At 35.1% G+C, this 18,955-nt stretch carries 22 protein-coding genes; 8 read left to right on the top strand and 14 right to left on the bottom strand.

Annotation, left to right across the window (positions count from 1 at the left end):
- Nucleotides 1-243 precede the first annotated feature (243 nt).
- The 3 genes from ACFVR1_RS11255 to ACFVR1_RS11245 form a co-directional block, all read right to left on the bottom strand.
- The gene (locus ACFVR1_RS11255; protein ID WP_387584072.1) at nt 244-852 is read right to left on the bottom strand and encodes a superoxide dismutase; all 609 of its coding nucleotides are present in this window, start codon (nt 850-852) and stop codon (nt 244-246) included.
- Between the two features lie 119 nt (nt 853-971).
- On the bottom strand, nt 972-1,451 hold the full coding sequence (locus ACFVR1_RS11250; RefSeq protein ID WP_387584314.1) for a DUF456 domain-containing protein: 480 nt from the start codon (nt 1,449-1,451) through the stop codon (nt 972-974).
- Entirely contained in the window at nt 1,451-3,082 is a 1,632-nt protein-coding gene (locus ACFVR1_RS11245) for a Na/Pi cotransporter family protein (protein WP_387584071.1), read from the bottom strand. The genes ACFVR1_RS11250 and ACFVR1_RS11245 overlap by 1 nt, the downstream gene beginning before the upstream one ends.
- A 172-nt stretch (nt 3,083-3,254) precedes the next feature.
- Between ACFVR1_RS11245 and ACFVR1_RS11240 the strand changes: the two genes are divergently transcribed.
- From ACFVR1_RS11240 to ACFVR1_RS11220, 5 genes are all read left to right on the top strand, one after another.
- Nucleotides 3,255-3,755, top strand: a complete 501-nt coding sequence (locus ACFVR1_RS11240) for a DUF1189 family protein (protein ID WP_387584312.1) — start codon at nt 3,255-3,257, stop codon at nt 3,753-3,755.
- A 47-nt stretch (nt 3,756-3,802) separates the two neighbouring features.
- Nucleotides 3,803-4,129, top strand: a complete 327-nt coding sequence (locus ACFVR1_RS11235; protein WP_387584069.1) for a hypothetical protein — start codon at nt 3,803-3,805, stop codon at nt 4,127-4,129.
- Between the two features lie 84 nt (nt 4,130-4,213).
- On the top strand, nt 4,214-5,335 hold the full coding sequence (gene ispG, locus ACFVR1_RS11230; protein ID WP_387584068.1) for a flavodoxin-dependent (E)-4-hydroxy-3-methylbut-2-enyl-diphosphate synthase: 1,122 nt from the start codon (nt 4,214-4,216) through the stop codon (nt 5,333-5,335).
- A gap of 12 nt (nt 5,336-5,347) precedes the next feature.
- Nucleotides 5,348-5,926: a hypothetical protein gene (locus ACFVR1_RS11225; protein WP_387584066.1), complete on the top strand. Its 579-nt coding sequence runs from the start codon at nt 5,348-5,350 to the stop codon at nt 5,924-5,926.
- A gap of 280 nt (nt 5,927-6,206) precedes the next feature.
- The gene (locus ACFVR1_RS11220; protein ID WP_387584064.1) at nt 6,207-6,470 is read left to right on the top strand and encodes an excalibur calcium-binding domain-containing protein; all 264 of its coding nucleotides are present in this window, start codon (nt 6,207-6,209) and stop codon (nt 6,468-6,470) included.
- 72 nt (nt 6,471-6,542) lie between these two features.
- On the opposite strand, the gene ACFVR1_RS11215 is transcribed toward ACFVR1_RS11220, so the two are convergent.
- From ACFVR1_RS11215 to ACFVR1_RS11205, 3 genes are read right to left on the bottom strand one after another with little or no spacing between them, the layout of a single operon-like run.
- The gene (locus tag ACFVR1_RS11215; protein WP_387584062.1) at nt 6,543-6,953 is read right to left on the bottom strand and encodes a Fur family transcriptional regulator; all 411 of its coding nucleotides are present in this window, start codon (nt 6,951-6,953) and stop codon (nt 6,543-6,545) included.
- Nucleotides 6,950-7,798 (bottom strand): metal ABC transporter permease, encoded by an 849-nt coding sequence (locus ACFVR1_RS11210; RefSeq protein ID WP_387584061.1) that lies wholly within the window; start codon nt 7,796-7,798, stop codon nt 6,950-6,952. Before ACFVR1_RS11210 ends, ACFVR1_RS11215 begins: the two co-directional genes overlap by 4 nt.
- Nucleotides 7,795-8,562 carry a metal ABC transporter ATP-binding protein gene (locus ACFVR1_RS11205; protein ID WP_387584059.1) on the bottom strand — a complete coding sequence of 256 codons (768 nt, stop codon included), beginning with the start codon at nt 8,560-8,562 and terminating at the stop codon, nt 7,795-7,797. The genes ACFVR1_RS11210 and ACFVR1_RS11205 overlap by 4 nt, the downstream gene beginning before the upstream one ends.
- A gap of 104 nt (nt 8,563-8,666) precedes the next feature.
- Between ACFVR1_RS11205 and ACFVR1_RS11200 the strand changes: the two genes are divergently transcribed.
- Nucleotides 8,667-8,933 carry a hypothetical protein gene (locus ACFVR1_RS11200; protein ID WP_387584058.1) on the top strand — a complete coding sequence of 89 codons (267 nt, stop codon included), beginning with the start codon at nt 8,667-8,669 and terminating at the stop codon, nt 8,931-8,933.
- Nucleotides 8,934-8,944: 11 nt separating this feature from the next.
- Here ACFVR1_RS11200 and ACFVR1_RS11195 read toward each other — a convergent pair whose 3' ends face one another.
- Together ACFVR1_RS11195 and ACFVR1_RS11190 are read right to left on the bottom strand one after the other, a co-directional pair.
- Nucleotides 8,945-9,832: a deoxyribonuclease IV gene (locus ACFVR1_RS11195; RefSeq protein ID WP_387584057.1), complete on the bottom strand. Its 888-nt coding sequence runs from the start codon at nt 9,830-9,832 to the stop codon at nt 8,945-8,947.
- An 11-nt stretch (nt 9,833-9,843) separates the two neighbouring features.
- Nucleotides 9,844-11,142 carry a DEAD/DEAH box helicase gene (locus tag ACFVR1_RS11190; protein WP_387584055.1) on the bottom strand — a complete coding sequence of 433 codons (1,299 nt, stop codon included), beginning with the start codon at nt 11,140-11,142 and terminating at the stop codon, nt 9,844-9,846.
- A gap of 103 nt (nt 11,143-11,245) precedes the next feature.
- Between ACFVR1_RS11190 and vrrA the strand changes: the two genes are divergently transcribed.
- Entirely contained in the window at nt 11,246-11,896 is a 651-nt protein-coding gene (gene vrrA / locus ACFVR1_RS11185) for a VrrA/YqfQ family protein (protein ID WP_387584054.1), read from the top strand.
- Nucleotides 11,897-11,962: 66 nt separating this feature from the next.
- The gene (locus ACFVR1_RS11180) at nt 11,963-12,943 is read left to right on the top strand and encodes a 4-hydroxy-3-methylbut-2-enyl diphosphate reductase (protein ID WP_387584052.1); all 981 of its coding nucleotides are present in this window, start codon (nt 11,963-11,965) and stop codon (nt 12,941-12,943) included.
- Nucleotides 12,944-13,196: 253 nt separating this feature from the next.
- On the opposite strand, the gene ACFVR1_RS11175 is transcribed toward ACFVR1_RS11180, so the two are convergent.
- From ACFVR1_RS11175 to rpoD, 6 genes are all read right to left on the bottom strand, one after another.
- Nucleotides 13,197-14,315, bottom strand: coding sequence for a Nif3-like dinuclear metal center hexameric protein (locus ACFVR1_RS11175; RefSeq protein WP_387584050.1), 1,119 nt, complete (start codon nt 14,313-14,315; stop codon nt 13,197-13,199).
- 4 nt (nt 14,316-14,319) lie between these two features.
- Complete coding sequence (locus ACFVR1_RS11170) at nt 14,320-15,012, bottom strand: tRNA (adenine(22)-N(1))-methyltransferase (RefSeq protein ID WP_387584048.1); 693 nt, start codon at nt 15,010-15,012, stop codon at nt 14,320-14,322.
- Nucleotides 15,013-15,094: 82 nt separating this feature from the next.
- The gene (gene cccA, locus ACFVR1_RS11165; RefSeq protein WP_387584047.1) at nt 15,095-15,469 is read right to left on the bottom strand and encodes a cytochrome c550; all 375 of its coding nucleotides are present in this window, start codon (nt 15,467-15,469) and stop codon (nt 15,095-15,097) included.
- Between the two features lie 134 nt (nt 15,470-15,603).
- Entirely contained in the window at nt 15,604-16,743 is a 1,140-nt protein-coding gene (locus tag ACFVR1_RS11160; RefSeq protein ID WP_387584046.1) for an acyl-CoA dehydrogenase family protein, read from the bottom strand.
- Nucleotides 16,744-16,885: 142 nt separating this feature from the next.
- On the bottom strand, nt 16,886-17,449 hold the full coding sequence (locus tag ACFVR1_RS11155; protein WP_387584044.1) for a hypothetical protein: 564 nt from the start codon (nt 17,447-17,449) through the stop codon (nt 16,886-16,888).
- A gap of 369 nt (nt 17,450-17,818) precedes the next feature.
- Nucleotides 17,819-18,943, bottom strand: coding sequence for an RNA polymerase sigma factor RpoD (gene rpoD / locus ACFVR1_RS11150; protein ID WP_387584043.1), 1,125 nt, complete (start codon nt 18,941-18,943; stop codon nt 17,819-17,821).
- Nucleotides 18,944-18,955 lie beyond the last annotated feature (12 nt).

Genomic DNA, 18,955 nt, shown 5'->3' with positions numbered 1-18,955 from the left:
ATCAAATTCACCTTGGCATATTTTGGCCAAGACTTTGTAACCGCTTGGTGGATAAATTTCTAGATGACACCTGCAACATCCACCGGAGGCATTAACTTTAATTGAATAAAATTAATAGATCTCACTATATGTTAGTGTAACATAAAAAGCACACACTTTTAGACGAAAAAGTGTGTGCAAAGTTTCTTTTTTATAAAATTATTTTATTCCTGCGCGAAGCTCGTCGCAGAATTTAATATTATTTTATTTTGCAGCAGCGTATCTTTTTGAAACTTCATCCCAATTTACTACATTCCAGAAAGAAGAGATGTAGTCAGGACGACGGTTTTGGTAGTTTAAGTAGTATGCGTGTTCCCAAACATCTAATCCTAGAATAGGAGTTTTACCTTCCATAATTGGTGAATCTTGGTTAGCTGTAGATGAAAGTTCTAGGTCTCCATTAGCTACAGATAGCCATGCCCAGCCTGATCCAAAACGAGTAGTAGCTGCTTTAGCGAACTCTTCTTTAAAAGCATCAAAACTACCGAATTTAACATCGATTGCTTCTGCTAATTCTCCTGTTGGATTTCCACCACCGTTTGGTGATAGGATTTGCCAGAAAAATGAGTGGTTAGCATGCCCGCCACCATTGTTACGTACCACAGTTTTAATATCTTCAGGTACTGCATTTAAGTTAGCGATTAACTCTTCTACAGATTTGTTTTCTAAGTCTGCTTTCCCTGCAACCGCGTTGTTTAAATTAGTAACATAAGTATTATGATGTTTTGTGTGATGAATATTCATCGTTTCTTTGTCAATATGTGGTTCAAGTGCATCGTACGCATAAGGTAATTCTGGTAATTCATATGCCATTTTTGTTTCCTCCTAAAGAATATTTTAGAAAATTCTTTCCGTGTATTAGCGTATCAAATTAAAGGAAAACGTTCAATTAAAAAAGACTAAAATTATAATTCTCATACTTTTGACTGAAGTTATACGAAGATAATAAAGAGTACTAACATTACAGTCAATATAATTATTTTTGCTACGGAAGATGTAAGAAAACCTACTAAGGAGCCGATTCCCGATTTTATCGCTTGTTTCAGCCCTTTTCTTGTAATGACTAGCTCGGCTATTATAGCTCCTAGAAAAGGTCCAATTAAGATTCCTGCCACAGGAATAACAAAAGGACCTAATATTAAGCCGATTGAACTTCCCCACATACCAGCTTTTGTCCCACCAAATTTTTTCACACCGAATGCATTGGCTGCCATATCTGCACTAAATAAAAGAACAACAAATAATAACTGAATGATCCAAAATAGCCAATTCAATTCTGCAAAAGAGAAAAATAAGCCATAAATAATATAACCTAATATCATAAAGACTACTGAAGGTATAATTGGATAAAACGTTCCAATAAATGCAATAATGAAACAAGCAATTATAAGTATCCATCCAACGATTTCAATCATATGCGTTTACCTAAAATAGCATCTGCAATATTTACTGCATGATCACCTATTCTTTCTAAGTTACTCAACATATCTACAAAAATTACACCTGCATGACCAGAACATAACCCTTCATTCAATCGGAAAAAATGATTTTTTCTAAATTGACGCTCCATACGATCAATCACGTTCTCTTGTTCTGCAACCTCTCTTGCAAGTTGATCACTATTCAAATCCAAAGCTTCTATGCTTTTTTTTACAGTATTGATCGTTAAAGTAAACATTTCTGTAATGTCCTCCATTGCGTCCTCAGTAAGTTGAAAACGATGCTCGTCGTGATAATCAATTAGTTCAATAATATTTTCAAAATGATCGCCTATTCTTTCAATATCCCTTACTGTAGTCATTAACATAAAATGTCTACTGGAATCTTGCTTTGATAAAGGTTGGGAAGAAATCCTTACTAAATAGTTTATTATTTTTGTGTCCAAATGATTAATTGCTTCTTCTATTTGAAAAGCTTCTTGTGCTTCCTGTTTATTTCTAAATTTAAGGTAATCAAATGTCTTCTCTAATCCCTGAACACTAAAATTGCCCATACGTAGAATTTCTTCTTTAGCTTGCCCAATTGCAATAGTTGGAGATTCTTCTATGAAATCCTCTTCTAAATGTTTTGTTTTGTATTTGGTCGAGTAATCTTCCCCAGGTAAAAACTTCGTCAATAAAACTACCCATGCACCGATTAAAGGAAATTGAAGAATTACGTTCACCAGATTAAATGTTCCGTGGGCTAAAGCTATTTGCATCTTATTTTCCAGTGCAAATACCCCAGATATCCATTCCATAAACATTGAAAATGGTGTTAAAAAGATTAAAAATACAATCGTACCGACAATATTAAATAGTACATGGGAAGTAGCTGCTCTTTTAGCGCTAGCCGTTGCTCCCAATGAAGCTAAAATGGCAGTAATAGTCGTTCCGATATTATCTCCAAATAAAATTGGTAAAGCGCCTCTTAGAGAAATTAAGTGCTCCGCATAGAAACCTTGTAATATAGCTACCGAAGCACTAGAACTTTGTATGAACACTGTCATAATCACTCCAGCTACTACTCCTAGAATTGGATGATTACTTACACTTAAAGTCATCTCCGTAAACGATGATAAATGTTGTAAGGGACTCATGCCTTTCATCATTAATTCGAGTCCTAAAAACAAACCACCTAAGCCGAATAGTACCTCTCCGACATTATGCGCCATTTTTCTTTTGAAAAAAAAGATTAAAAACGCCCCAATTGCCATAATTGGAAGTGCGTAATCCCCAATTTCAAAACCAATAATAAAAGCCTTTATAGTTGTTCCTATATTTGCACCCATTATAACACCTATAGATTGGCGCAAAGTCATAAACCCAGCGCTTACTAAACCTATTACAATTACAATCGTTCCAGCACTAGATTGGATTAAAACCGTAAATAATATACCAGCTACAACTCCCATAAGAGGATTTGTTGTATAACGATCTAGTAAATCTCTTAATCTATCTCCAGCGGCTTTTTGTAAGCCGTCTCCCATATATTTAATGGCAAATAAAAATATACCTAATCCACCAAAAAATTCGAACAGCATTTCTTGCCAATTGAGATCCACTTTGAAGGTCAACTCCTATTTCGATGATATCTTTATATTCTATTATGGTTAAATTATAAAGGAATTGTAAAGTGAATCTAGATATTCTTAATATTTTCTTAACATAATCATCTAAATTACTTTGTTTTCTACTATTAACAGATGATAAAATGTAGGAGAAAGGGTGAATTTGATGAATTTATTTCAGTTATTTAAAGCAAGTTTACATAGTCCCAAAAAAATTGCGGCATTTCGCCTTGTACCAATCGGTAAGACTATGCAATATGTATTTACTTATGTATTAATCATCACTATCATTTCATTTGTTCAATTCATAAACGGTTTATCTATCCAACAAGCAAATATGGAAGACATAATAGAATACTTTAAGGACATTAAATGGTTGATATACCCATCTGCTTTCGTATTATTATTTGTGCTTAATACTTTATTTATTTTTATCCGAATTAGTATTTTTGCTTATATTGGGGTTATTCTTCTGTCTATTTTGAAACATAAAGGTGAATACCGGCATATGTGGAGAAGTGCTCTATTCGCAAGTACTCTTCCAATGCTAATCTCTATAGTTTTTTCAATTATTCATTGGACAAATGGATATATCGAACTTGCCATTTATATGATTACTCTTGTATATCTCTTTTTAACATGCAAATACTATCCAATTAAACGTTAGTCATAATCCCCCCTTTTCCACATATTGTAGGACAAGGGGGTTTTTATATGAAAATATTCGTAGCAACTATTATGATTCTCATCACACTTTATATTATCAAAGTAGATATGTTTGAAGGTACGATTCCTCTTGCGTTTTATCCAACTGAAGAATGTAACGAAACAATGGATTATATTTCCATAAAAGTGCATTCCGGCGATACATTTCTTTCTCTTTTTTCAATGTATCCCGTTAATGAATCAATTACCTATGAAAAAAGACTTTTAGACTTTTATCAATTGAACCCACATTTAATAAAACAAACGGCAAAAGATGGTGAATTAGTATTTTTACCTGTCTACACCACTAATGAAGCTTGCAAAAATGAAAGATAGAGCTTTCTTTCTTGTAATTTCATTCCTCAGACTGATAAAATGGAGGATAGTGATGGCATAAAGCCTCAAGAAGGAGAGAATTTCATGAGTGAAATAATTCATCGTTCCAAAACTCGCCCTGTTCGAGTTGGAGACTTAACAATAGGTGGAAGCAATGAGCTATTCATCCAAAGTATGACTACTACTAAAACGCATGATGTTGAAGCAACTGTTGCGGAGATATTACGACTTGAAGAAGCTGGTTGTCAGATTGTACGTGTAGCATGTCCTGATGAGAGAGCTGCCAATGCAATAGGAGAGATAAAAAAACGTATTAATATCCCACTTGTAGTAGATATCCATTTTGATTATAAGCTTGCTCTTATTGCTATTGAGCAAGGTGCAGATAAGATTCGTATTAATCCGGGGAATATCGGACGTAAAGAAAAAGTAGAAGCTGTTGTAAATGCTGCAAAAGCAAAAGGTATCCCTATACGTATTGGTGTGAACGCCGGTTCACTTGAAAAGAAAATATTAGAAAAATATGGTTACCCAACAGCAGACGGTATGGTAGAAAGCGCCCTGCACCATATTAAAATTCTAGAAGACTTAGATTTTCACAATATTATCGTTTCGATGAAAGCATCGGATGTAAATTTAGCAATTGAAGCTTACACAAAAGCTTCTCAAGCATTTGACTACCCACTTCATTTAGGTATCACAGAATCAGGTACGTTATTTGCTGGATCTATTAAAAGTGCAGCAGGACTAGGAACTTTACTAAGCATGGGAATTGGAAATACAATGCGTGTATCGCTAAGTGCAGATCCTGTTGAGGAAATTAAAGTTGCTCGCGAGTTGTTAAAAGTATTTGGTCTATCATCTAATGCTGCAACACTTATTTCATGTCCAACATGTGGACGTATTGAAATTGACCTAATTTCTATTGCAAATGAAGTAGAAGAATATATATCACATATTAAAGCCCCAATTAAAGTAGCAGTACTTGGATGCGCAGTAAACGGTCCAGGTGAAGCCCGCGAAGCAGATATCGGAATTGCTGGAGCACGAGGTGAAGGGCTATTATTTATGAAAGGTAAAATAGTACGTAAAGTACCTGAAGAAACAATGGTCGATGAACTTAAAATTGAAATTGATAAAATTGCAGCAGAATATTTTGCAAAACAAGAACAAGAAAAATTAGAAAAAGAAAAACTACAAGCGTAAGGAGTAAAGTATATGACGAGTGTTCGATTCGGAATAGATATTGACGGGACTGTAACATCTCCTACTTCTTTACTTCCACATATAAATAGTGCTTTTAACTGCAATCTTCAGTTAGAAGATATTAAAGAGTATGATTTAACAAAGGCATTTCCAGTTAACGAACTAGAATTTTATGAATGGTTCAGGAAAACAGAGGCGGTTATATATGCAACTTCCCCTATACAGCCAGATGCACATGCAGTTTTGTCTGCATGGAAAGAAAAATATGAACTGTTTTTCATTTCTGCTCGTGGTGAAAATGTTATGGATGTTACACTAAATTGGTTTAAAGAACAAGAATTACTTTATGATCATATCGAATTAATAGGATCACATAATAAAATTGAAACTGCTAGAAAATATGGTGTCCATGCTTTCTTTGAAGATAAGCATGATAATGCAGTAGAAATACACGAAGAACTAGATATTCCTGTTATATTGTTTAACACGCCATATAACCAACAACCTGCTCCGAAAGGCGTTATTCGTGTAAATAACTGGATAGAAGCAAATAAGTGGATTGAGAAAGAATTCGCATTACAAAACATCTAAGGAATAATCCTCATGATCAGTCTGTAAGTAAACTCATTAAAAACGAGTCTGCTTACAGACTTTTTTTGTAAAGTCTAAAAAAACTCGCTTTCCCACGAACAATCCATCCTCTCATAAAGGGTATTAACCTATTTTCAAAGAGGAAAAATATCATGTCTTTCCAATAGGAATTGCCGACTAATTTATATAAAAAAGTGGCACTTAAAGAACATTCATAGAAGTTACACCAAAAATCCTCTATAATTAATTTATTTACAGATCAACCAATAGGAGGAATAAAATGAAAAGAATTTTAACAATCATAATAACAACTTCATTAGTCTTGGGTATCTCAACCGTGTCTCCTACCACTACTGATGCTGCTGCCAAGGTATTTAAAAACTGTACAGAGTTAAATAAAGTATACCCAGGAGGAGTAGCAAAAGACGCAAAAGTCACTAACAAAGGAGGAAAAACAAAATATAAACCAACTGTATCATTAGAACTCTACAACGCTAACGCAAGCAAAGATCGGGATAAAGATGGAATTGCTTGTGAGAGATAACAGCTAAAATAATTTGATGAGAGCAAATATGAAAAGAAACACCACCAAACATTTAATTGGCGGTGTTTCTATTTAGTGACACTTTGGACATTTACCATATATTTCAAATTTATGATTATCTATTTGATATGCTGGGATAGCATCTTGCAAAACTTCCATAGGACAAAAATTAATTTCTTTAATATTTCCACAGGACATACAAATAAAGTGATGATGATGGTGATCCATTTCACATTGCATACGAAAGTGTTTTTCTCCGCTTAACTCCGTTTCTTCTAAAATACCAAGATCAACAAATGTACTTAAGTTACGATAGATTGTATCATAACTCATCCCTGGATGTTCTACCATCATAACATCTAAAATATCTCTTGCTGTTATATACTTCTCTGTTTTTGAAAAAATATCTAAAATTTGTTCCCGTTTGTCGGTCTTTTTAAAACCCTCTTTTTTTAGGATATCCCAAGCTTTTTCAATATTCATTGTGATACAACTCCCTTCATTGACATCTTTTTCAATGTAATTGTTAGAAGTAAGATAATAATCGACGTAACTACGATTGTACCACCTGGAGCTAAATTCATATAAAATGCGCTTACTACTCCAATAATAACTGCAAGTTCACCAAACAAAACAGAGAAAAAAATAGCTTGCTTAAAACCTTTTGCAATTCGCATTGCTGCGGCAACAGGCAATGTCATAAGTGATGAAACTAGTAGTATTCCGACAATTCTCATGGAACCTGCGATAACCAATGCGGTTACAATCATAAATAATATATGAATCCACTTTGCAGGTAATCCAGAGGCCTTTGCATATTCCTCATCAAAAGATAAAACAAACAATTCTTTATAAAAAAATGTTAGAAATGCAATTACTATTATGGCAATACAAATAATTATCCATAAATCTTGGCGACTCACTGCTGATACAGAACCGAATAAATAACTAAATAAATCAGAGCTAAAACCTTCAGCTAGCGATATAAAGATAGCACTAAAGCCCAATCCTGCGGACATGATAATCGGGATCGCTAATTCTTCATAATGCTTATACATTCGACGAAGTCGTTCAATAAATAGTGAACCCGTAACGGAAGCCACAATCCCCAAATATAATGGATTTAGTAACGCTAATGCCCCAACTGTTTGACTTAAGTATAGACTACCAGCTATCCCAGCTAATGTAACATGGCTTAATGCATCCGCAATTAAAGAAAGCCTACGAACAACTATGAATACGCCAAGTAATGGTGCTATAATTCCAATAATTAATCCCGAAATAAAGGCATTTTGTAAAAATTGATACTGAAGTAATGATTCAATCATGATTGTACCTCATTTCGATGTGTCACTTTCCGAACAGAATGTCCATACCATGCCTCTAATTGTTCATCACTCATCAAATCCATTTCCTTTTGAAAGCCATGAAAATGAATTGTTTGATTCAGACAAGCGACATGACTTATGCTTTTAGAGACGGCGTCAACATCATGAGTTACTAATACAATTGTAATTTGATGTTCCCGATTTAAATGAGATAACATATGATAAAATGAGCGAACATTTTTACTATCTACTCCAACAGTTGGTTCATCCAAAATTAAAACTTTTGGATTACTAATTAAAGCTCTAGCGATAAAAACTCGCTGTTGCTGACCGCCTGATAAATCTCCAATATTTTTTTTTGAAAACTTTTCCATACCCACAGAGGTCAGAGCTTCCCTCACTTTTGAATCTACATTTTTAGGATAAGAATGAAATAAGCCAACTTTTTTTACTAAACCACTTTTTACTACTTCCTCTACTGTTGCTGGGAATCCAGAATTAAAGGCATTTGATTTTTGAGAAACATATCCTATTAGCTCTTTTTCTCTAAATAAAGGAACAGGTTTTTCAAAAAGCAAAACCTTCCCTTTTGTCGGCTTTAATAAACCTAGTATTATTTTTAAAAGTGTCGACTTCCCAGATCCATTTGGACCTATAATTGCTAGAAAGTCACCTTCTTCAATTTTTAACGAAATATTTTTTAATGCCACTGTTTGTTCATATTGGTAATAAACATGTTCTAATTGAATTAAGGCTTTCCCCATTATTTTTTCCTCTATTCTAATCAATAATCATTACGATTTACAAAGTTAAAGTATAGAGGAAAATAACGAAGGTGTAAATAAATTTATCTTGAGAGGATGATAGTTTGGATATTTCGAGGTTTATTCATGAATTACAAACAAGTTCTATAAAAGATTTTAAAAAAATGATTAAAGCATTTGATATTAAGTTATCAGATAAAGAGATCAAAGAAGTATACCCACTTCTTCAAGAAATTTCTATAAGTTGGTTATTGTTAGGTGTTCCAATGAACATTCAACAAAAATTAATAAACATTTTAGGTGAACAACGAGCGGTTGACTTATTTCAACAATTCAAAGAAAAAGCACCCTCATTTTTACGTGAAAAATGAGAGTACTTTCATTAGTTTTTTAAAGAATCAATAGCTTCAGGTGAAAAAGTTTTCGATCGAAGCATTTCAATTTCCGCTTTATACGGTGCTTGCTTAGATTTCGCATCTACTCCAACAAATGGAGTTTCTAAAATTTTCGGGATGTGCTTTAATTGAGGGTGATGCACAATATACTGTAGTGCCTCAAACCCAATTTCACCAAATCCAATATTTTCGTGACGGTCTTTTGCCGCTCCACGGATATTTTTACTATCATTAATATGGAGTACTTTTAAACGATCAATTCCAATGATTTTATCGAATTCATTTAACACACCATCAAAATCATTCACAACATCATATCCAGCGTCATGAATATGGCAAGTATCTAAGCAAATTGATAATCGATCATTTTTAATAACACCATCTATAATTTGTCTTAATTCTTCAAAAGTGCGCCCGCATTCTGATCCTTTTCCAGCCATTGTCTCTAGAGCAATTTGTACAGGATAATCTTGCGTTAATACTTCATTTAAGCCTTCTACTATTTTCGAAATCCCTGCATCTGCTCCTGCACCGACATGTGCACCAGGATGTAATACAATTTGCGTTGCACCAATTGCGGCAGTTCGCTCCACTTCTTTTTGTAGAAAATCTACTCCTAGAGCAAAAGTTTCTGGTTTTGTTGTGTTTCCTAAATTAATAATATATGGAGCATGTACAACAATATTAGCTATTCCATTTTCTTTCATATGTTGCAAGCCAGCCTCAATATTTAATTCTTCTATCGGTTTTCTACGAGTGTTTTGAGGTGCACCTGTATAAATCATGAATGTGTTTGCACCATATGAAGCTGCTTCTTTGCTTGACGCAAGAAGCATTTCTTTTCCACTCATTGAAACATGTGATCCTAAAAGCAATGAAATCCCCCCTATTTCTTACGGTTTTTAATCCGACGTTCTCTTTTCTTAACTTTATCCATTTCCCATTTCATATTACGTTTATAGCCAGGTTTTACTTTTTTAGGCTTACGCACTAATGATTTCGCTTTTGCATCAATTTCATTTTCATTTTTTGTACGGTTTTTCCGAGCATGTCTTTCTTTTAAATCTGTCCATTCCCCTTTTACAACATCCTTATGTTCTAAAGGAATCCCCATTTTTTCAATACGCACCAATGCATCTTCATCTGATGGCTCGTACAATGTAATGGCCGTACCCGTTAATCCAGCACGTGCAGTCCTTCCAACACGGTGAACAAAAAATTCTAAATCATCCGGAATTTCATAGTTAATAACATGACTTACACCTGGAATATCAATTCCACGTGCTGCTAAATCAGTAGCTACAATATATTGGAACTCTAAGTCATGAATTTGCTTCATGACGCGTTTACGGTCTCTTGGTGAGATATCTCCGTGTACTACCCCTACTTTAATTCCATTTCCTTGTAGATAATTAGCCACTTCATCTGCATGTTGCTTCGTATTTGCAAAAATAATTGCTAAGTACGGATTAATACCTTCAATAACATCTAATAAACGTTTTTTTCTTGATTTACTACGTACTGGTGTAACAATGAAATCTATTCCATCTGCTACTGGGCGTTTACTTCCCATTTTTATATGGACAGGTGAATCCATGTATTTCTTCAAAAATGGTTGCAACTTTTCAGGAATAGTTGCAGAGAATACATACATCTCTAGTTGTTCAGGCATACGAGATGCAAATTGATCAATTTCAGTTATAAACCCTAAATCAAATGCTAAATCTGCTTCATCCACTACTAGAATGTTCGATGTATGCACAAGTAACGCTTGTTCAACTGTTAGATCACGAATTCGTCCTGGTGTACCGACTACAATTTGTGGTTGAGTTTTCAATTTCTCGATGGAACGAGCTTTGTCTGTACCGCCAATAAACAATTTAGTTTGTATTTCTGTGCCTTCTACTAGCTTATTCAACTCTTTAAAAATTTGAGTTGCAAGCTCTCTTGTTGGTGATGTAATAATTGCTTGTACTTCTTGTTTACTAGCATCTATTTTTTCAACAATTGGGATCAAAAAACTATGTGTTTTTCCTGTTCCAGTATGTGCCTGACCAATAGCACTTTTTCCCTTTAAAACTAGCGGGATTATTTCCTTTTGTATCGGCGTTGGTTCTTGAAAGCCTAATTTCTCGATTGCGTTTTGTAAAAAAGGCTGAAAGTTATAATCTGTATATTTGGACATTTGAGTCCCTCCCTCACATTTCTTTATTGTACCACGATTGTACATAAAACGTATAATTTGCATAGAATAGAAGGACTCACTTTGATGAAAGGAGATGATTAAAATGCGCTATGAGTCTTTTTATCCGTTTTCTCAAAACAGGATGAATGAGTTCTTTAATTTTAATAGACCTCCATCCGCAAACGCTCCTTCACCTTTTCAAAATATGTTTGGCCCCCCCCCTAATGCACAAGGTCCTCAACCGAACAATTTCTTAGGCCGTCTATTTGGAGGTTTTCAACAGGGAAATTCTGGGGGACCAGGAGGCGCCCAAGGGTTCGGCGGTGCTGGGGGGCATGGAGTACCAGGGCCAGGAGGACAGGGAGGTGCTGGAGGTGGTGGGCCAGGTGCTGCCGGGTTTTTCGGTGGTGCAGGAAGTCAAGGAGGCTTTCAGCAAGCCGCTACTACAAGTAAAGCAGCTTCCTATTTGCAAACAGCAGATAAGTTTTTAAATACTGCACAACAGATTACTCCGATGGTTAGACAATACGCACCTATGTTCCAAAATATGCCTGCACTATGGAAGCTCTACAAGGGCTTTCAATCGCTACCTAATGCTGCTACAACTGCAACAGCTGCCACTGGTGCAGCCACTGCTACGGCTGCTACGGCTGCTACGGCTGCAGTAGCACGTGCACCATCAGTCGCAAAAGCTGCTACAACCACAGTTTCAACCGGTGCATCCTTACCTCGAATATTCCAACCACCATTTTAATGTTTTGAATTCATTCTGGGGCTCAGCTATAATAGGAGTATGCTCGTATTGAAGGGAGTTCTCACAATGATTGTACAAAAAATTTCTCCAAGAGGATATTGTTATGGGGTTGTAGATGCTATGGTTATAGCACGTAACGCAGCTTTAGATACATCTCTTCCTAGACCAATTTATATATTAGGAATGATTGTTCATAATAAACATGTAACGGATGCATTTGAAAAGGATGGTATCATCACTTTAGATGGTGAAAATCGCTTAGATATCCTTTCAAAAGTAGATAAAGGCACTGTAATTTTTACTGCACATGGCGTTTCACCTGAAGTGAAAGAACTTGCACGTAAAAGAGGTCTAGTTTCGATAGATGCAACTTGCCCAGACGTTACCGTGACGCACGACTTAATAAGAGAAAAAACAGCTGAAGGTTATGACATTATTTACATTGGGAAAAAGGGACATCCAGAACCAGAAGGAGCTATTGGAGTAGCTCCTGATAAAGTTCATCTTGTTCAAACTATAGAGGATATTGATAGATTAAAATTAGACACGAATAAGCTTCTTGTTACAAATCAAACTACGATGTCTCAATGGGATGTCGTGCATATGATGAAAAAATTGGAAGATAAATTCCCTCACATCGAAGTTCATAAAGAAATCTGCCTTGCTACTCAAGTAAGACAAGAAGCAGTTGCAGAACAAGCTGGAGAAGCTGATCTTTTAATTGTAGTAGGGGATCCAATGAGTAATAACTCTAACAGATTAACACAAGTTTCCGAGGAAATTGCGGGTACTCCTTCTTATCGTGTTGGTGACATCTCCGAGATCAAGCTTGAGTGGTTAGAAAATGTAAAGCATGTAGCGGTTACTGCTGGAGCTTCAACTCCTACTCCAATCGTGAAAGAAGTCATTCAGTTTTTAGAACAATTCAATCCAGACGATCCATCTACACATGATAGAACGAAAAAAGTAAGTCCAGAAAAAATACTACCAAAAATTAAAATACCAAAACCTGTTATCCGTATCGAGCCTTACCCAATAAACGAATAAAAGCTGCTTCCTCGGAAGCAGCTTTTTTAATTTGTATGTTTTTAAATTTTACTACTAGGAATACAGAAAAGGTTGTCCAATAAGCTAAGAATTTGTAAGGACATGATGCGTTTGGATTAGATAATTAAAGAAAAAATACTTTTCCTACTCTTTTAAAAGTTACCGAAGACAACCTTTTGTAATCCTAAGAAAATGGTGTTGCCGATGTTTCGACATATTAAAGAGTATGATTCTCTTTTTTTAATCTCTTTTTTTAAATAAGTTGAAATGGTTCAGTTGAAAGTTTTGAAGGGATAAATTCTACTGACAGTTTGCTTTCTGTACATGCTGCAGTCATATAATCTGCAACCCCTACTTTCATAATTTGTTCTATATGGTGACCAGGATCAATGACAGCTAGATTAATTGCTTCTGCATCTTGAGCGGTATGGAAATATAAATCTCCAGTAATAAATACATCAGCACCAGCTCTTTTAGCACTCTGAATATACTTATTGCCATCTCCTCCTAATACCGCAACCTTTTGAACCTTTCTATCTAAATCCCCCACAACACGTACAAAGGGCACTTGTAATTGCTTCTTAACAATTTGAGCATACTCATGTAAAGTAATTGAATTCGCTAATGTTCCAACTCTTCCAAGCCCTTTTTCATTTACCTCTATATTCATCTTAAACAAATCATATGCTGGCTCTTCATATGGATGAGCGGAAAATAAAGCCTTCAATATACGATTTTTAAACGTCACCGGAAAAACAACTTCAACTTTTTCTTCATCTACAATAGTCAGTTTACTTGCTTCCCCAATATAAGGGGTGGCATTTTCAGAAGGTCTGAATCTACCCTCCCCTTCGGAAGTAAAACTACAGTTCGTATACTCCCCTATTTTTCCTGCTCCTGCATTTGCTAAAGAACTCCTAACTCGATTAGTGGAATCTTTTGGGGTGAAAACCGCTAATTTCATTAGATTCTCGGCTGTTGTTTTTTCTAAAATTTCCACATTTTCTAACTGAAGGCAATTTACAAGTAAATCGTTAACTCCACCTTCAGCTATGTCTAAATTTGTATGGGCCGCATACACAGCAATATCATGTTTGATTAATTTCTCGATTAAACTTCCATGCGGTAAATCTGTTCGCATATTTTTTAAATTCCGAAATATCGGAGGATGGTGGGCAATAATTAATTCACATTGTTGTTCAATTGCTTCATCTACTATTTTTTGATTTACATCCAATGTCACAAGTACTTTGGAAACCGGTTTGTTTAATGTCCCTATTTGAAGGCCAATTGGATCACCTTCTACGGCTAGTGCCTTAGGAGCCCATTGTTCAAATAAGGAAATAATTTGTTGACCGTTTGTTTTCTTCATGCTTTTATAACGTTCCCTCCACAATTGCAATTTTTTGTTCTAGTTCCGCTTTTTTTTGTTGCACTTCTGTTGTGAAAGCTATTTTGTTTAATTGCTCGATTATTCGTTGCCACTCTTTTATTTCATTAGTCCATTTTTTGATAAAAATTTCTGTTTTATACTTCATCAAATAAGGTCCTAATAATAATTCTTGGTTGGTAAGGTTCATATCCCCTTTTTTTAGAACAAGAATTTCATAAATTTTACTATGCTCTTCTAATATTGCTTCATCAATAATATTCCAGTTATTATTTATTGCCCACTCTCGAATTGCCTTAGCATGAATATTAGGTTGTAAAATTAACATCTCTACAGTCTTAAGCTTCTCTTTTCCTGCTTCTAGTATTGATGCAATTAAAGGACCACCCATACCTGCAATAGTTATCGTTTGGATATTATCTTCCGTACAAATTACTTCTAACCCATTACCAAAGCGTACATCTATTTGTTCTTCTAAGCCTTCACTTTTTACATGTTTGAGGGCAGACTCATATGGCCCTTTTACTACTTCCCCAGCTATTGATTTAGTTATTATTCCAGTATGGACTAAGTAACAAGGCAAATAGGCATGATCACTACCAATATCTGCGAGTATCGTATTTTCTTCTACAAATGACGCTACCTGTTTCAAACGTTCTGACAAATTTTTTGCATTCAATTTATACACCTCATCAAACATTATAGCAAAAATAAAAAAAGACCTCGATTCTTTTTATGAATCAGAGGTCTTTTTACAATTATTATTTTTCACCTAAAGATTTAACCCAAGCTGCCATAGCATCGATGTTTTCAGCAGGAACTAATCCAGCTGGCATTCCACCTCTACCATTAGTTAAAACACCTTTAATCTCATCCTCAGATAATTTAGTCGCTACTAGTGAAGGTGCTCCACCTTGTCCTTCAAAGTTTCCACCGTGACATGCGATACATTTTCCTTGTGCAAATGTAGCAGGATCAAATTCCTCAGTAGATGCAGCCTCTTCTCCACCGTTTTTAGCAGCTTCGTTAGCAGCGATTTCTTCTTTGTTATTCACACCTTCAATAGATAAGAAGAAAATTAGTCCGATACCAAATGCCATAATTAAGATAAATGGAATAATTGGATTCTTTTTCATAGTTAACCCTCCTTCTTGATACATTCATTCTAACATAGAATTAGTCAACACTAATATTGTACTGCATTCTTGTGAAAACGAAAAGTCCTAAAGACGGGTTTTCCTGTATTGTGACAATTTAGACATAAATTCGATTAACATCCAATATGTCTTGCAATAACCATTCGCTGTACTTCAGAAGTTCCTTCTCCTATTTCTAGAAGCTTAGCATCCCGCATAAAACGTTCTACTTCATATTCTTTCATATAACCATAACCACCATGTATTTGAACTGCCTGATCTGCAACTTCCATTGCAATTTCCGATGCGTATAATTTACACATGGAAGCCTCTTTACCGAACGCACGTCCTTGGTCCTTTAACCAAGCAGCTTTATACACCATGTTTCGAGCAAGTTCGATTTTCATCGCCATATCAGCCAATTTAAATTGAGTTATTTGAAATTCAGATAGTGTTTTACCAAACTGTTTTCTTTCTTTCGAATATTGAAGTGCACGATCAAAAGCTGCTTGAGCAATACCTACAGCCATAGCACCTATACCAATTCTGCCTCCATCAAGCGTTACTAAGAATTGTCTAAAACCATTTCCTCTTTTACCAAGTAAGTTTTCTTGTGGCACGCGAACATTTTCAAGTACCAACTCTGTTGTATTCGAAGCATTTAATCCCATTTTTTCATAATTATCTATAACTGTAAAACCTTCCGCATCAGTTGGTACAATAATTGCAGAGATCTCTTTCTGCCCATCTTTTACATCGGTGATCGCTGTTAACGCCAAATGTTTTGCATAGCTGGCATTTGTTATAAATGCTTTATTACCATTAATTACAAAGTCCTCTCCATCTGCTTTCGCAGTTGTTTGAGTACCACCTGCATCGGACCCTGCGTTAGGTTCTGTTAATCCAAAAGCACCGAAGGATTCCCCAGTACATATTGGAACTAAATATTTTTGTTTTTGCTCTTCTGTTCCAAATAAATTAAGTGGTGCTCCACCAAGTGAAATATGCGCAGAGTAAGTAATACCAGTCGAAGCACATGCTCGACTCAATTCCTCTGTCACAATGGCAAAACTGACAGTGTCAGCACCTGCTCCGCCATATTCTTCTGCAAACGGAAGGCCCATCATCCCCATGTCAGCTAACTGTTTGAAGATTTCTTTCGGAAACTCTTTTGTTTTGTCGCGCTCAATTGCACCTGGAGCTACAACCTCATCCGCAAATTCATGAATCATTTTACGGATCATTTGTTGTTCTTGTGTTAAATCAAAATTCAATTCTTCCATCCCCTTTGTAAATAAAAAAACGCTTACATTCTTATTATACTAAAAAGTTAGTAAAATCACAGTTATAAATATAACATAGCAACAGACATTTTATTGATCTGCGAACACTTATAAAAATAAAAGAATAATAATCTCAAAGGTAAAAACGAAAGAAATAAAATAATATAAACGCTGAACCGATAATACCAGAAATACTGAAATAAGCTAACTTTAAGAGTAGTCCCGAAAATAGCCAAATTAAACAGTTTCCAATGATTAAACAAATTAATACCAATGGATAACTTATAAAATAGGCTTCCCAAACTTTAAAAGAAATCGCTAATAATAATAATGCAGAACACACCATAATCAATGGGGACAAAATGGATTTATTTTTTGCCAATTTAATAGCTATGTATAAAAATGTGAATATTGCTATACCTGAAACTATAATTGGAAGGAACACGTATGAAGTAATAAATATAAGTAAGGATATTAGTATTGATGTAATTACACCAAGTATAGTGTATAGGATGATTTTGTTCTTCCTATCCTTCGCTAATATTGCTTTAGAAGAACTTTCTTTCTCTTCTAATTCTGTACTTTCGCCTTGAGCATATAGTGCTATTAAAAAATCACAATAATGTTCGGGTAAAAGCTTATTTTGCTTCCAAAAAGTTATTTCATTTACTATTATTTGCTTACGCTGAAGTGACATTACTCGTCCCCGTTTCATGTGGCAATTGTCAATATTATAACATTTTGGAGAATTAGAAAAAAGTCATCCTTCAATCTAGAGTGAATCTTATTGAATTCAAAGGATTTAAGAATATACAATTATAAGAAAAACCTGGCAAAAAGACACCCGGTCCTTTCAAGAAGAGTCGCATATAAATAATTTCCTTGTTTATTAGACAATGCCATCTACATTAGTGAATTAAGTGTACTTTTTCAGTGTCCCCAAGCTCAATTGAAAGAAGAGAATACTTGAAAAACGTTTTAATTTTCTCTTACTGTTACAAAAAAGACTGTAGGAAAACTCGATTTAGAGTTTCCCTACAGTCTGAGACATCTTGAAGCCTTATATTTATTCTAAGAAATCTTTTAGACGTTTACTTCTAGAAGGATGGCGAAGTTTACGAAGTGCTTTCGCTTCGATTTGACGAATACGTTCTCTCGTTACACCAAACACTTTCCCTACTTCTTCTAATGTTCTTGTACGACCATCATCTAAACCAAAACGTAAACGTAATACATTTTCTTCACGGTCCGTAAGTGTATCCAAAACGTCTTCTAACTGTTCTTTTAAAAGTTCATAAGCAGCATGGTCCGATGGAGATTGTGCATCTGCATCTTCTATAAAGTCACCTAAATGCGAATCGTCCTCTTCCCCGATTGGAGTTTCAAGAGAAACTGGTTCTTGAGCGATTTTTAAAATTTCTCTTACCTTTTCAGGAGGCAAATCCATTTCTTCCCCAATTTCTTCTGGAGAAGGCTCACGGCCCAAATCTTGAAGTAATTGACGTTGAACTCTTATTAACTTATTAATTGTTTCAACCATATGAACTGGAATACGAATTGTTCTCGCTTGGTCAGCAATAGCACGTGTGATTGCTTGTCTAATCCACCAAGTTGCATACGTACTAAATTTGAATCCCTTACGATGATCAAATTTTTCAACAGCTTTAATAAGCCCCATATTACCTTCTTGAATTAAATCTAAAAATAGCATACCACGTCCTACATACCGCTTCGCAATACTTACAACTAATCGAAGGTTTGCTTCCGCTAGACGTTTTCTAGCTTCCTCATCACCTTTTTCAATTCGTTCAGCTAATGCAATTTCTTCCGATGCTTTTAATAAATCAACGCGTCCAATTTCTTTTAAGTACATTCGTACAGGATCGTTTATTTTAACACCAGGTGGTACACTTAAATCATTTAAATCGAAAGTTTCTTCTTTCCCTTTCATCAAACGATCTAAATCCTCTTCATCCCCATCTTTTCGGCTAAGTTCGATTTCTTTTCCTTCTAAATGATCGATGAATTCTTCAATCTGATCAGACTCTAATTCAAAATGTGCAAGTTTTTCTGCAATATCATGGTAAGTCAACTCACCATTTTTTTTACCTAACTCGATTAATTGTTTTTTTGCTTCTTCTAATGTAATTTCTGCTTCAGTTTCTTTTGTACGTTCAGACTTGTCCGCCATAAGAATTCCTCC

Source organism: Psychrobacillus sp. NPDC058041 (genome assembly GCF_042885655.1).
GTDB lineage: Bacteria > Bacillota > Bacilli > Bacillales_A > Planococcaceae > Psychrobacillus.
This window is presented reverse-complemented; position numbering and strand designations above follow the sequence as displayed.

What these genes read in the sequence shown, in the direction of transcription:
- ACFVR1_RS11255 (WP_387584072.1), bottom strand. Translation starts at nt 852, where the DNA reads ATGGCATATGAATTACCAGAATTACCTTATGCGTACGATGCACTTGAA.
- ACFVR1_RS11240 (WP_387584312.1), top strand. Translation starts at nt 3,255, where the DNA reads ATGAATTTATTTCAGTTATTTAAAGCAAGTTTACATAGTCCCAAAAAA.
- ACFVR1_RS11235 (WP_387584069.1), top strand. Translation starts at nt 3,803, where the DNA reads ATGAAAATATTCGTAGCAACTATTATGATTCTCATCACACTTTATATT.
- ispG (WP_387584068.1), top strand. Translation starts at nt 4,214, where the DNA reads ATGAGTGAAATAATTCATCGTTCCAAAACTCGCCCTGTTCGAGTTGGA.
- ACFVR1_RS11225 (WP_387584066.1), top strand. Translation starts at nt 5,348, where the DNA reads ATGACGAGTGTTCGATTCGGAATAGATATTGACGGGACTGTAACATCT.
- ACFVR1_RS11220 (WP_387584064.1), top strand. Translation starts at nt 6,207, where the DNA reads ATGAAAAGAATTTTAACAATCATAATAACAACTTCATTAGTCTTGGGT.
- ACFVR1_RS11215 (WP_387584062.1), bottom strand. Translation starts at nt 6,953, where the DNA reads ATGAATATTGAAAAAGCTTGGGATATCCTAAAAAAAGAGGGTTTTAAA.
- ACFVR1_RS11210 (WP_387584061.1), bottom strand. Translation starts at nt 7,798, where the DNA reads ATGATTGAATCATTACTTCAGTATCAATTTTTACAAAATGCCTTTATT.
- ACFVR1_RS11205 (WP_387584059.1), bottom strand. Translation starts at nt 8,562, where the DNA reads ATGGGGAAAGCCTTAATTCAATTAGAACATGTTTATTACCAATATGAA.
- ACFVR1_RS11190 (WP_387584055.1), bottom strand. Translation starts at nt 11,142, where the DNA reads ATGTCCAAATATACAGATTATAACTTTCAGCCTTTTTTACAAAACGCA.
- vrrA (WP_387584054.1), top strand. Translation starts at nt 11,246, where the DNA reads ATGCGCTATGAGTCTTTTTATCCGTTTTCTCAAAACAGGATGAATGAG.
- ACFVR1_RS11180 (WP_387584052.1), top strand. Translation starts at nt 11,963, where the DNA reads ATGATTGTACAAAAAATTTCTCCAAGAGGATATTGTTATGGGGTTGTA.
- ACFVR1_RS11175 (WP_387584050.1), bottom strand. Translation starts at nt 14,315, where the DNA reads ATGAAGAAAACAAACGGTCAACAAATTATTTCCTTATTTGAACAATGG.
- cccA (WP_387584047.1), bottom strand. Translation starts at nt 15,469, where the DNA reads ATGAAAAAGAATCCAATTATTCCATTTATCTTAATTATGGCATTTGGT.
- ACFVR1_RS11155 (WP_387584044.1), bottom strand. Translation starts at nt 17,449, where the DNA reads ATGTCACTTCAGCGTAAGCAAATAATAGTAAATGAAATAACTTTTTGG.
- rpoD (WP_387584043.1), bottom strand. Translation starts at nt 18,943, where the DNA reads ATGGCGGACAAGTCTGAACGTACAAAAGAAACTGAAGCAGAAATTACA.